General features: G+C 68.2%; 11 protein-coding genes. 7 read left to right on the forward strand and 4 right to left on the reverse strand.

Translation table 11 applies throughout. The features are described from left to right. Positions 1 to 466: transposase (locus tag AB0J16_RS29975; protein ID WP_358545322.1), on the reverse strand; the 466-nt coding region annotated here is incomplete at its 3' end. A gap of 262 nt (positions 467 to 728) precedes the next feature. Between AB0J16_RS29975 and AB0J16_RS29980 the strand changes: the two genes are divergently transcribed. Beyond that, positions 729 to 1,382 carry an IS3 family transposase gene (locus tag AB0J16_RS29980; protein WP_358545324.1) on the forward strand — a complete coding sequence of 218 codons (654 nt, stop codon included), beginning with the start codon at positions 729 to 731 and terminating at the stop codon, positions 1,380 to 1,382. 8 nt (positions 1,383 to 1,390) lie between these two features. Continuing rightward, positions 1,391 to 1,648, forward strand: coding sequence for an integrase core domain-containing protein (locus AB0J16_RS29985; protein ID WP_358545326.1), 258 nt, complete (start codon positions 1,391 to 1,393; stop codon positions 1,646 to 1,648). Between the two features lie 95 nt (positions 1,649 to 1,743). Here AB0J16_RS29985 and AB0J16_RS29990 read toward each other — a convergent pair whose 3' ends face one another. Further along, positions 1,744 to 2,103 carry a hypothetical protein gene (locus tag AB0J16_RS29990; RefSeq protein WP_358545327.1) on the reverse strand — a complete coding sequence of 120 codons (360 nt, stop codon included), beginning with the start codon at positions 2,101 to 2,103 and terminating at the stop codon, positions 1,744 to 1,746. 170 nt (positions 2,104 to 2,273) lie between these two features. On the opposite strand from AB0J16_RS29990, the gene AB0J16_RS29995 reads away from it, so the two are divergent. The 5 genes from AB0J16_RS29995 to AB0J16_RS30015 all read left to right on the forward strand — a co-directional run bounded on the left by AB0J16_RS29995 (position 2,274) and on the right by AB0J16_RS30015 (position 10,972). Next, positions 2,274 to 3,476 carry a histidine kinase gene (locus AB0J16_RS29995; protein ID WP_358545329.1) on the forward strand — a complete coding sequence of 401 codons (1,203 nt, stop codon included), beginning with the start codon at positions 2,274 to 2,276 and terminating at the stop codon, positions 3,474 to 3,476. Next, a complete protein-coding gene (locus tag AB0J16_RS30000; RefSeq protein WP_358545331.1) occupies positions 3,473 to 4,144 on the forward strand; it encodes a response regulator transcription factor in 672 nt (223 codons plus the stop codon). The genes AB0J16_RS29995 and AB0J16_RS30000 overlap by 4 nt, the downstream gene beginning before the upstream one ends. Positions 4,145 to 4,438: 294 nt before the next feature. Further along, positions 4,439 to 7,678: an efflux RND transporter permease subunit gene (locus AB0J16_RS30005; RefSeq protein ID WP_358545332.1), complete on the forward strand. Its 3,240-nt coding sequence runs from the start codon at positions 4,439 to 4,441 to the stop codon at positions 7,676 to 7,678. Then, the gene (locus tag AB0J16_RS30010) at positions 7,675 to 8,913 is read left to right on the forward strand and encodes a bifunctional glycosyltransferase family 2/GtrA family protein (protein WP_358545333.1); all 1,239 of its coding nucleotides are present in this window, start codon (positions 7,675 to 7,677) and stop codon (positions 8,911 to 8,913) included. Before AB0J16_RS30005 ends, AB0J16_RS30010 begins: the two co-directional genes overlap by 4 nt. A 25-nt stretch (positions 8,914 to 8,938) precedes the next feature. Next, on the forward strand, positions 8,939 to 10,972 hold the full coding sequence (locus AB0J16_RS30015) for a glycosyltransferase family 39 protein (RefSeq protein WP_358545335.1): 2,034 nt from the start codon (positions 8,939 to 8,941) through the stop codon (positions 10,970 to 10,972). An 87-nt stretch (positions 10,973 to 11,059) separates the two neighbouring features. Here the strand turns inward: AB0J16_RS30015 and AB0J16_RS30020 are convergent, their stop codons facing one another. Both AB0J16_RS30020 and AB0J16_RS30025 read right to left on the reverse strand, forming a co-directional pair. Then, positions 11,060 to 11,680 carry a TMEM175 family protein gene (locus AB0J16_RS30020; protein WP_358545337.1) on the reverse strand — a complete coding sequence of 207 codons (621 nt, stop codon included), beginning with the start codon at positions 11,678 to 11,680 and terminating at the stop codon, positions 11,060 to 11,062. 121 nt (positions 11,681 to 11,801) lie between these two features. After that, positions 11,802 to 12,749 carry a helix-turn-helix domain-containing protein gene (locus tag AB0J16_RS30025; RefSeq protein ID WP_358545339.1) on the reverse strand — a complete coding sequence of 316 codons (948 nt, stop codon included), beginning with the start codon at positions 12,747 to 12,749 and terminating at the stop codon, positions 11,802 to 11,804. Positions 12,750 to 12,790 lie beyond the last annotated feature (41 nt).

The raw sequence follows: 12,790 nt of genomic DNA on the forward strand, positions 1-12,790 counted from the left end.
GGGTGCGGGCCTTGATCGCAGAGTCCTTGGCGACTTTTACCATGCGGATCATTTCGACGGCGCCGTCACCGGTCTTGGCGATGGCGGTGGCATCCTTCGACAGCACAGCTCGAGCCGCGTTCTCGGCGTCGACGGCATCGGTCTTGCCGCGCCGCCGCCGACGGGCTCGATCCGGCCGGTTGACCTCCAGAACCTGAAGGCTGTGGCGGCGTAGGTAGCGATTCAGCGCTGTGCCGTGCGAGCTGGTGCCTTCGACCCCGGCCCGCCGCAGCTGGCCGTGTCCGCGCGCCCAGTCCAGCAGCGCCGCGTAACCGTCGGCGGTGGCCGGGAACGCCTGGGTACCTATGAGCACACCCATGACGGTGATCACCGCTGCGACGTGCATCTCGGCATGGGTATCCACACCGAGCACGATCTCCTCTTGCGCATCGGTGGCGGCGGTGTGGTCGTCGGCGGGGCGAGTCACGGCTCTCCTCAAAGGCTCGGGACGTGGTGGTCACCGGCCGAGCGAGGAGGTCAGGACTGTGATGATGCACATGGCGAGGCCCCTATCGGGACACATCCGCGCCTGGTCCGGCGGCACCGCCCGGGCCAGGGCGACAGGTCATCACCAAGGCACGCCGGCCAGTCTCAAACTGGGTCAGACCCTGGCTTGTCGGGCGGTGCCTCTTCAGTCTCACAGTCCTCAAGCGTTCAGTGGTCTTGTGGGTCAAAGAGGCGATGGGCCGGTGAGCGTGGCGGCCTTCATCAGCTCCCAGAAGACCGACTTCGGTATCGACCACGTCACCGCGTGCCGCGCGTTAGGGGTGTCGCAGTCGTGGTTCTACAAGTGGAACAAGCGCGTGCCGACGGCCCGAGAGCAGCGACGGATCAGGCTGGATGAGGAGATCAAGCGGCATTTCGAAGCGTCGGGCGGCACCTACGGCTCGCCTCGGATCACTCAAGATCTGCATGCGGAGGGCTGGAAGGTATCGGAGAACACGGTGGCCAAGCGGATGGCCGAGCTGGGCCTGGCCGGCCGCAAGCCGAGGAAGCCGCGCTCGCTAACCCGGCAGGGCAGGCGTCCGGCCGCGCCGGATCTGGTCGGCCGGAAGTTCACCGCGGTCGCTGCGGACGTGCTGTGGGTCGGCGACGGCACCATGATCGATACCGATGAGGGGCCGCTGTACCTGGCCACCGTCGAGGATCTGTTCTCCCGCCGCCTGCTCGGCTTCGCCATGTCGGAGCATCACGATGCGGCATTGACCGTCGCCTCGCTGCAGATGGCGGTCACCATCCGCGGCGGCGACGTGGATGGAGTGATCTTCCACTCCGATCGCGGGTCGGAGTACACCGCCGCCCGCTACCAGGCTACCAGGCTGAATGTCGCCGGCATGGGGTGATCCAGTCGATGGGCCGGGTCGGCTGCGCGCTCGACAACGCAGCCTCAGAGGCGTTCAACAGCACACTCAAGGTCGAGTACGTCCACCGGCAGCGCTTCCGCACCCGAGCCGAGGCGCGCCTGAAGATCGCTACCTGGATCACCGATTTCTACAACACCACCCGGCGGCACAGCGCCAACGACGGCCTGCCGCCCAACACATTCGAGCGTCAGATGATCGAGAAGAGGCAAGCATCAACGGCCCTGCTGAGGGCCGCTGTGGCATAAGACCGTCTCCACGCTTTGATTTTGAGGGGATTGACACTTGGGCTGCAGCGGAGCTTTCACAGGATGTGCCAGCTCTTGAGCTGGGCGTTCGCTCGCTAATCAGGTCCGCGAAGGGGCGTGGGAGCGGTTGCCTGTTTCTGAATGCCCAGCATTTCAGCACCGACGATGCCAGCAGAGGCACCCATGCCTGAGTAGAGGATCAGGCACCAGGCGGCGTCGCCGATCAGGGCTACTCGGCCCTGGTGCCAATGCGGTAGGAGGACAGCAGGCTGGGCTCGTGATCGGCGATGGGAAGGCCCACGCGGAGCGGCCCGGCTCGCCAGCATCAGCCCGTCGGACAGGCCGAAGCCGTCGACCGGGCGACCCAGGACGGCAGCACTGATCAGGTAATGCAGCGGGTGCAGGTACTCCTGCGGCCCAAAAGTGCCGCCGTGGTCGCCGAGCTGCGTCAGCACGCCGCGTCGCCGGGCGGAGGCGAACGTTCCGAGGCCTTAGCCGCAGGCCCCGGAATCGGCTGCCTTCATCGAACCCCGACCCCGCCGTACTGCGGGCGCAGTAGAGCCGATGGGTACCACGGGATGAGGGAATTCGCCCAGGTCAGACCTACTGTTTAGAGGTGCGTACCGTGACCTGGCTGCGACGGGAGCTCCTTTCCCGACCCTATGTGGCCGACACGATCCTGGCCGTGTGCGTCTATGCGATGACCCTGCTGGCGCCGGGCGCGCCCCCACCGCCGGGGGCCGAGTGGCACGGTGGGATACGGTCCCTCACCGCGTACGACATCGCGCTGGCTTCTGTCATCTGCGGTGCTCTGATCTTTCGGCGGCGGTGGCCGCGCAGCGTTCTCGGCGTCACGGTTGCCGGGTTTGTCGCCTCCGCTGCGGTCGACGATGGTCGGGGCCTGTTGAACCTGGGGGCGGCGATCGCGGTGTACACCGTGGCCTCGCGAGTCCCGCGCCGGCATGCGTGGGCCTACGGAGGGCTTGCCGCGCTTGTGGTTACCGTGGCCAGGGTGGTGTTCGGTGGAAGTGCGTTGCTGACGCCCGAGATGCTGGCGCCCATCGCGTCGATCGGCATGGCCACCGCAGTCGGGGACTCGCTGCGCAGCCGCCGGGCTTATGTGGCCGCTATCGAGGAGCGGGCGCGCAGGGCCGAGGAGACGCGTGAGGAGGAGGCCGAACGGCGGGTGATGGAGGAGCGGCTGTACATCGCGCGGGAGTTGCATGACGTTCTTGCCCATCACATCGCGCTGATCAACGTACAAGCGCAGGTTGCCGCGCATTTGCTGGCGACCGAGCCCGAGCAGGCCCGTACGGCGCTGGGCCATGTCCGTGAAGCGGGCAAGGAAGCGCTGGATGAGCTGCGGACGACAGTGGGCTTGCTGCGCCGTCCGGGTAGCCGTGATGAGCTGCTGACCGAGCCTGCGCCGGGGCTGGATCGGCTGCCCGAACTGGTCGACTCCTTCACCGCGGCCGGGTTGAACCTGGGTTGGCTCATCTACGGCGACCCAAGGCCATTGCCTGCTCCTGTGGATCTCGCCGCGTTCCGGATCGTTCAGGAGGCGCTGACCAACGTGAGCAAGCACGCGCCGCAGGCGACCGCGACCGTGCGGATCGACTACACGGCCGACGAGGTGATCGTCGACGTGGCCGACGATGGTCGGAGTGATGCGGGTGGGGTCTCCTCCGGGGCCGGTTCCGGTCACGGGCTGATCGGTATGCGGGAGCGGGCCTTGTCGGTCGACGGGACCTTCGTCGCTGGGCCCGTGGACGGTGGTGGGTTTCGGGTGCATGCCGTGCTCCCCGTCTCAAGGAAGAACAGGTCATGACCGTCAAAGTGCTGCTGGCGGACGACCAGGCGCTGGTCCGTGCCGGGTTTCGGGTGCTGATCGACTCGGCCCCGGACCTAGAGGTGGTCGGCGAGGCTGCCAACGGTCATGACGCCGTACGGCTGGCGCGGGAGACCATGGCCGACGTGGTGCTGATGGACGTTCGCATGCCCGGAATGGATGGTCTGGCTGCGACAAGGGAGATCACCTGCGATGAGGCCACGGCCGGAGTACGGGTGCTGGTCTTGACCACGTTCGAGATCGACGAGTACGTCTTCGCCGCGCTGCAGGCGGGTGCCAGTGGGTTCCTCGGCAAGAGTGTGGAGGCCGGCGAACTGCAGGAGGCCATCAGGGTGGTGGCCAGGGGTGAGGCGCTGCTGTCGCCGTTGGCGACCCGACGTCTGATTACCCGCTTCCTGGACGGGCGCGGGGTCTCGGCCCAGCATGTGCCTGAAGACCTGGCTGTGCTCACCGAGCGCGAGCGTGAGGTGATGATTCTCGTGGCTCACGGGCGTACCAACGACGAGATCGCCGATCTGCTGGGGATCAGCCGGGTGACCGCCAAGACGCACGTCAACCGGGCCATGACCAAGCTGAAGGCGCACGACCGCGCCCAGCTGGTGATCATCGCGTACGAGACCGGTCTGGTCCGTCCCCAGACCCGCTGATCGCCACCGCGCACACAAAAGCCACTGCGCCCCCTGATCGTCCGCGAACCGCGGGCGGGGGCCACGGCGCCCACTGACCGCCCGAGAACCGCGGGCTAGCTGATCCCCTGGGAACCGCGATCGCAGTAGCCCGCACCCCCATCTACTGCGATCGCCGCAGATCAGAACCCTCCTCCAGGCGGACGTCCGCTCAAGGCCGCGCCCCGAGGCTTGAAGTGGTGACCCAAGTGGTCCGGCTCGCCCGTTCCCCGCCGCACCGTGCGATCTGACACCCATGCGAAGAGAAGTGGAAAGATGTCGTTTCTGGCTAGATTGAGCCTTGCCCAACGGGGGCTCATAGCGCTCATCACGGTCGTGGTGCTCGCGTTCGGCGTTTACGTCACCCCGGCGTTGCAGCAACAGCTCCTGCCCTCGCTGTCGTTCCCCCAGGTCTCGGTCATGGCGACATACGCCGGCGCCGCTCCGGAGATCGTCGAGGACCGGGTCACGGTGCCGCTGGAGGAGGGGGTACGCGGGGTCACGGGCGTCACCGGGGTGAACTCGACGTCTCGGGAGTCCAGCGCGACGGTCCAGGTGGCCTTTGACTTCGGCACCGACATTGACGACGCGCAGAGCAAGATCCAGCAGGTGGTCAGCGGGCTGGCCGACCGGCTGCCGGACGGCGTGGAGCCGAAGGTGGTCGTGGGGAGTACCGACGACCTTCCGGTCATCCAGCTCGCCGCCGCTTCTGACAAGTCGCAGCAGCGACTCGCCGAGCAGTTGACCACCCACGTGGTCCCGACGCTCACCGGCATCGAGGGGGTCAAGGAAGCCTCCGTTACGGGCACAAGGGATCAGGTCATCACGATCACCCCCGACACCGACAAACTGAAGAAGAAGGGGCTGGACACCAGCGCGATCTCCACCGCCATCCAGGGTGCGGGCCAGCCGATTCCCGCCGGATCCCTCACTCACGCGGACACGACGCTGAGCGTCCAGGTCGGCGGCAGGTTCGAGTCGATCAAGGATCTCAAGGATCTGTACCTCGCCCCCGCCGCGCAGGCATCCCAACCCCAGGTCCAGGCCCAACCCGTAGGCCAGGATCAGCGGCCAGGCTCGCCGCAGGCCACCCCGACCGCTGCAAAAACCGCAAAAGCCGAGAAAGCCGAGAAGCCGAAGCCCGTACGGCTGGGCGACGTGGCCACCGTGAAGCTGGGCCTGGCCGAATCGACCACGCTCACCCGAACAGACGGCAAGCCCAGCCTGGGCGTCTCCATCACTATGAAGCCAGGCGGCAACGCGGTGTCGATCTCCGAGGACGTACGCGCCAAGCTGCCCGCCCTCGCCACCGCCCTAGGCACGGACGCCGCCCTCACTATCGTCTACGACCAGGCGCCCCAGGTGGAGAAGTCGATCGAGAGCCTGACCACCGAGGGCCTGTTGGGCCTGGCCATGGCCGTGCTGATCATCCTGGTCTTCCTGTTCTCGCTGCGCTCCACCCTGGTCACCGCAGTCTCCATCCCCCTGTCGGTGCTGATCGCCTTGATCGCCCTGTGGGCCTGGGACTACTCGCTCAACATGCTCACCCTCGGCGCGCTCACCATCGCGGTCGGCCGCGTTGTCGACGACTCGATCGTGGTCCTGGAGAACATCAAACGCCACCTCTCCTACGGCGAGCCCAAACGGCAGGCGATCGAGAACGGCGTACGCGAGGTCGCGGGCGCGGTGACCGCCTCCACCCTCACCACCGTCGCAGTCTTCCTGCCGATCGCCTTCGTCGGCGGTTTCGTCGGCGAGCTGTTCGGCCCGTTCTCCATCACGGTCACAGTGGCCCTGCTCGCGTCGCTGCTGGTGTCGCTGACCGTCGTACCGGTGCTGAGCTACTGGTTCCTCAAGCCGCCCAAGAACGGTGACCGGCTCAAGGCGGAGGAGAAGGAACGCCGCAGCCTGCTCCAGCGCGCCTACGTCCCGGTGATCCGGTTCGCCACCCGGCACCGGCTCACGACGGTCGCCGGCGCTCTGGCGATCCTCATCGGCACACTCGCCCTGGTGCCCCGGCTGGAGACCAGCTTCATCGACAACGCGGGGCAGGACACGGTCAACATCACCCAGAACCTGCCCGTCGGTACGTCCCTGGCCGCGGCCGACACGAAGGCCAAGGAGGTCGAGAAGGTTCTGACCGGCCTCGACGCGGTCAAGTCGTACCAGGTCACCGTGGGTGGCGCGAGCGGCGTCGGGTTCGCGGGCGCCGGTCCAGGCGGAGGGGGTGGCGGGGGTACGGCTCGCGCCAGCTACTCGCTCACCCTGCGCGAGAACAGTGACACCGCAGCCGTGGAGAACACCCTGCGCGACCAGCTGGGCAAGCTGCCCGACGCCGGAGAGATCAGCATCGGCGAGACGGGCGGCTTCGGCGGCGACGGGCTCGAAGTCCTGGTCCACGCCAGTGAGCAGGACACATTGAGCGACGCGGCGCGAGTCGTACAGCAGACCATGTCGGCCATCCCCGGCGTCACCGAGGTGACCAGCGGTCTGGCCGAGACCGCGCCGCGCATCGACGTCACCGTCGATCGCAAGGAGGCCGCGGAGCGCGGCCTGACCGAGGCCGCCGTCGGACAGCTGGTCGCCCAGGCGTTCCGTGGCAGTACCGTGACCCAGCTGACCTTCGACGGCACCACCGCCGATGTCGTCGTGGACACCGGCGACGCGCCCGTCTCGCTCGGTGAGCTGCGCAAGCTCGACCTGCCCGGGAAGGGGGACCTCTCCGACGTGGCCGAGGTCAAGCAGGTCAACGGGCCCGTTTCGGTCAGCCGGGTCGACGGGGAGCGTACCGTCACCGTCTCCGGCAAGAGCACCGGCGCCGATCTCGGCGCCATCAGCGCGGACCTGGACAGCCGGCTCGCCAAGCTGACCCTGCCCGCCGGTGCCACCTACTCCGTCGGGGGTGCCAGCGCCGATCAGGACGAAGCCTTCGGCAGCCTCGGACTGGCTCTGGTGGCGGCCATCGCGCTGGTGTTCTTCGTCATGGTCGCCACCTTCCGCAGCCTCATTCAGCCGTTGCTGCTCCTGGTGTCGATCCCGTTCGCCGCCACGGGCGCGATCGGTCTGCTGCTCATCACCGGTACGTCGCTCGGGCTGGCGGCGTTGATCGGGCTGCTGATGCTGGTCGGCATCGTGGTCACCAACGCCATCGTGCTGCTCGACCTGATCAACCAGTACCGCGGTCAAGGGATGCCGCTGCATGAGGCCGTCGTGGAGGGCGGGCGCAACAGGCTCCGGCCCATCCTGATGACCGCGCTGGCAACGATCTTCGCCCTGCTGCCGATGGCTCTGGGGATCACCGGTGGCGGCGGGTTCATCTCCAAGCCGCTCGCCATCGTGGTCATCGGCGGGCTGATCAGCTCGACGCTGCTCACGCTGATCCTGGTCCCAACCCTGTACACCATGGTCGAAAGCCGGAAGGAGAAGATCCGGGCCAGACGCGCGCCGCGATCCGCCGTACCGCCCATTGCCGAGACCCCCGGGGAGCCGGCAGTTGTTTCCGGAGGGCATCGATGACCAGCACAAGCCGGAGCGTCCTCCGGGATTTCCAGCCCTCGAAGCTACCGAATCCCACGGTCGAGATCGTCATCCCCGTCTACAACGAGGAGCGGGCGCTCCCAGGATGTCTGCGTACCCTTCACGCACACCTCAGTGAGTGGATGCCCTTCCCCTGGCGGCTCACCGTGGCGGACAACGCGAGCGTTGACCGGACGCTGGAGGTGGCCCGGGAACTGGCCGCCGAACTGCCCGGCACGAACGTGGTCCACCTCGACAGGAAAGGGCGCGGGCTCGCACTGCGTACGGTGTGGGGCGCGAGCGAGGCCGACATCGTCGTCTACATGGATGTCGACCTGTCCACGCGCCTGGACGCGCTGATGCCGCTGATCGCCCCGCTCGCCAGCGGCCACTCCGATCTCGCCATCGGCAGTCGACTGGCTCCCGGGGCGCGTACCGTGCGCGGACCGCGCCGCGAGCTGATCTCCCGCTGCTACAACGCGATCATCCGGCTCACTCACGGAGCCCGGTTCAGTGACGCGCAGTGCGGCTTCAAGGCGGCGCGTACGGACGTGCTCGGCCCGCTGCTCGAACGAACGCAGGACGACGCCTGGTTCTTCGACACCGAGCTGCTGCTGCTCGCCGAACACAACGGGCTGCGCATCCACGAGGTCCCGGTCGACTGGGTCGAGGATGTGGACACGCGGGTCGACGTCGTCAGCACCGCCACGGACGATCTACGCGGACTGTGGCGGGTGGCCCGCATGAAGGCGTCCGGCGCCGCGCGTGCCCCATTGCCGAGTCGCCCCACCCCGGCCGCCGAACACCCCGACGCCGTACTGGCCCCCAGCAGGGCACGCTCCCGGATCACCTGGGAGGTCGGCTGCTTCGTGGCCATCGGCGTGCTCTCGACGGCCGGTCAGGCCCTGCTGTATTGGCTGCTGCGCGCGTGGTGGCCGCCCGTGTTCGCGAACCTGGTGTCGCTGCTCGTCCTCACCGTGCTCAACACCGAGGCCAACCGCCGCCTCACCTTCCGCTGGTCCGGTACGGGGGCCGGCCGGGCGCACCTGGGAGCCGGCGCCCTGTTCCTGCTCGGGTACGTCGTCACCTCCGCCGCCGTGCTGCTGTTCCGCGAGGTACAGCCCGAGGCGTCGGCCGCGGCCGAGACGCTGGTGCTCACCGCCTCGTCCGTGCTGGTCACCGTCGTCCGCTTCCTGGTGCTGCGGCTGGCCGTCTTCCGCCGCAGCACCCCCTGATCCTTTCCAGAGAGTGACGTACGAGATGACTCCGCCATCCACCCCCCGCCCGCTCCCCAGACGGGCGGCGCTCGCGGTGATCCTGATCCTGGCCGCCGGACTGTACGGCTGGGCGCTGGGTTCGCTCGGCTGGGGCAACAGCTACTACTCCGCCGCTGTGAAGTCGATGGGCCAGAGCTGGACGAACTTCCTGTTCGGCTCGTACGACCCGGCGGGTGTGATCACCGTCGACAAGCCGCCGGCGGCGCTGTGGCCGCAGGTGCTCAGCACCAAGATCTTCGGTCTGCACGGCTGGGCGATGATTCTGCCTCAGGTGTTGGAGGGCATTGGCACGGTGTTCCTCCTGCACCGGACTGTACGGCTGTGGGCGGGCGAGGCGGCGGGGCTGTTGGCCGCGCTGGTTCTGACGCTGACCCCGATCACGGTGGCGATCAACCGCGACAACAACCCTGACACGCTGCTGGTGCTGACGCTGGTGGCGGCGGCATACTTTTTGACCCGCGCCTTGCAGACGGCTTCCGGTCGGGCCGGCCTGCGGTGGTTGTGCGCCGCCGGGTTCCTGATCGGCCTCGGCTTCATGACCAAGATGCTCGCCGCTTGGATGGTGATCCCGGCGTTCGCGGTGGCCTGGTTGGTCGGCGCGCGCGGCCCTTTGCTCGGGCGGCTCGGCAAGCTGCTGATCGGCGGCGTCGTTCTTGTGGTGTCCTCTCTGTGGTGGGTCGCCGTGGTCGCGTTCTGGCCGGGGAATCGGCCGTACATCGGCGGCAGCACTGACGGCAGCGCCTGGGACCTGGTCGTCGGCTACAACGGCCTCGGCCGGATCTTCGGCGGCGAGGGTGGGTTCAGCATCTCCTTCGGTGGAGCGGCTGGTCTGGGACGGCTCTTCAACGACCAGGTCGGTGGGCAGATCAGCTGGCTGCTGCCGTTGTGCGGGGTGGCGCTGGTGTTGGCCCTGGCTGTCGCCGTACTGCGCTGGCGCGGGATCACGATGCCCGGTGAGCCGCTCGCCGCGGCTGGGTGGGTGCTGTGGGGTACCTGGCTGGTGGTCTGCGGTCTGGTGTTCGCCACTCAGAAGGGGACCTTTCACCCGTACTACACGACTCAGCTGACCCCGGCGGTCGCCGCCGTCACCGCCGGCTACGCCACGACGCTGGCCCGCGCTCACCGGGCGGGGGCTCGCTGGGCGCTCCCGCTGGGAGCTGGGACCGTGGCGGTGACCACGGCCTGGGCCTATGTCGTGATCGGGCGAGTGCCGTCCTGGAACGGCTGGGTGGCGTGGCTTGTGGGCGCGGCCGGGGTGACGGCGATCGTCCTGCTCCTGCTGTCTGCTCGGCGACGACTGCTGCCCGCCGGGCGGCCACAGCTGCTGCCCGCCGCCGTCGGCGTCGCGGTCCTGGCGGTGCTTTCGGGGCCTGCGGCCTGGGCGATCAGCGTCCCCGGCTCCACGTCGGCGATGGGCGGCGCCAACCCCACCGCAGGGCCGCCGACCATGCCCTTCGGTCGCGGGGCAGGCGGGGGCGGCCCGGCTCCGGGCGGGTTCGAACTCCCGGAAGGAATGCAACTCCCACCAGGCACGAAGCTCCCGGAAGGCATGGAGCTCCCCCAAGGATTTCCTGCCGGGTTCTCCGGAGGCTTCCCTGGCTCTGGCGCCGAGCTCACCCCCGACCAGCGCAAGATCCTGGACTATGCCGTCAAGCAGTCCGGCCCCGCCCGCATCAAACTCGCCACCGAAGGCGGCGCCATGTCCGCCTCCACTTTCATCCTGAACAGTGACGCCAACGTCATCGGCATGGGCGGCTTCATCGGCATCGACGACGCCCCGACCGTCCAGCAACTGAAGGACTGGACGAGTTCGGGGCAACTACGCTTCGTCCTGGGATCCGGTTTCGGCGGCTTCGGCGCCATGATGGGCGGGGCGAGCACACACCGCTCGCAATGGCTGAAAGAGAACTGCACCGAAGTCCCCGCCGCCGCGTATGGGGGAACTCCCTCCAAACCGAGCAGCAGCCCAACGATGGGAGGCGGCACCACCCTCTACGACTGCGCCACCAAGCACTGACGCACAGCGCCGCCCGTACAGCAAGGGCTCAGAAAATGGGCCCACGGGGCGGGCTGGCGCAGCGCGGCGACCAGGCGAAACGCGGTGCTACATGGCCTTTCGCCTGGGGCGCATGTCGAACATGTAGAAGACGAGCAGCAATACGTAGAACACGAGCGCGCCTACCGCGCTGAACGCGCCGATGACGGTCGCGACGAGATAGAGCACCGGCCCCATTCCCCAGCGAAATCGCAGCGAGCGGGCCTCCGCCGGGGAGATGTGCGCGCCGAGGTGGCGGTGTCCTAAGGAGGAGTACCACCACACGGCGTTGTAGAAAATGCCGCCGATCACCAGCACGATGCCATAGAAGACGGCGGCCATCTGGGTGCCGTGTTCGGAGCGCAACGCCTCGGCCAGCACGTGCGTGGGAAACGGCAGAAAGGCGACATCCATCAGGAGAAGCACATTGAGGGTGAGCAGTATGCCGTCAGTCCTGTAGATGAAGTGGAACATCCGATGGTGGTTCATCCAGACCAACCCCACCAACAGGAACGTCACCACGTAGGCGAGGTAGGACGGCCACAGCCCTATCAGCGCGCCCCCGAGGTCCTCTTCCCAGCCTTCGGGCAGCCGGATCTCGAGCACCAGCAGGGTGATCGCGATGGCGAACACGCCGTCGCTGAACGCCTCCAGGCGCCCGGTGCTCATTGCAGAAGGGTCATCGCTCACGCCGGGCATAGTAGCGAGAGGACCGAGTTCACGCTGATGAGGTCCAGAGTTGTGGGGAAGGGCCGAGACCCCATGGTGCCGGCACCTGCTTCTCAAGGAGATCAATGACCTCGACCAGGCCTCACGCCCGGAACGTGCGCCGGTAGGCATCCGGCGGTACGCCGATCGCGCGGTGGAAGTGGCGGCGCAGTGTCGTCGCCGTGCCCATGCCCGCCGCCGAGGCGATGGTGTCGACGCTGTCGTCCGTGATCTCCAGCAGCTCCTGCGCGCGGCGGATCCGCTGCGTCAGCAGCCACTGCAGCGGCGTGGTTCCGGTTACTGAGCGGAAGTGGCGGGCCAGGTGGCGCGAGCTCATGTTCGCCTGGCGAGCCAGGTCCTCCACGGTGAGGGGCTGGTCCAGCCGCTGCATCACCCAGGTGAGCAGCTCGGCCAGGGGATGGCCGTCCTGGTCGGGCACGGGTGTGGTGACGAACTGGGCCTGGCCACCGGCCCGGTGGGGCGGCACGACCAGGCGGCGGGCGACCACGTTGGCGATCACCGAACCGTGGTCGCGGCGGACCAGATGCAGGCACAGGTCCATCGCTGCGGCCTTGCCCGCGGACGTGAGCACGCTGCCGTTGTCGACGTAGAGCACGTCCGGGTCGACCTCCACCCGGGGATAGCGGGCCGCCAGTACGTCGGTGTGGGCCCAGTGCGTGGTCGCGCGCAGCCCGTCCAGCAGGCCGGCGGCGGCCAGCACGAACACGCCCGTACACAGGGAGACCACCCGCGCGCCCGCCTCGTGGGCCGCGCGTACCGCCTCGACCAGGTCGGCCGGCGGGTCCTCGTCGACGTCCGCCAAGGCGGGAACGATCACGGTGTCGGCGTGCGCCAGCCGGTCGAGCCCGCAGTCCGGCTCCACCGAGAACCGGCCGACCCGGACGGCGTGCGTGCCGCAGATCCGGACGTCGTACCAGGGACCCGGTACGGCGTCCGGGGCGGAGCCGAAGACCTCGTAGGCCAGGGCCAGCTCGAAGTGCAGCATCCCGTCGGTAGCGGCGACCGCGACGGAGCGCGGGAAAGAGCTCATGTCGGGAATTGTACGGGTCGTGTCGTTTCGGACGCTGGCAC

This window comes from Nonomuraea sp. NPDC049750 (assembly GCF_040659625.1).
In the GTDB taxonomy this organism is placed as follows: Bacteria; Actinomycetota; Actinomycetes; order Streptosporangiales; family Streptosporangiaceae; genus Nonomuraea.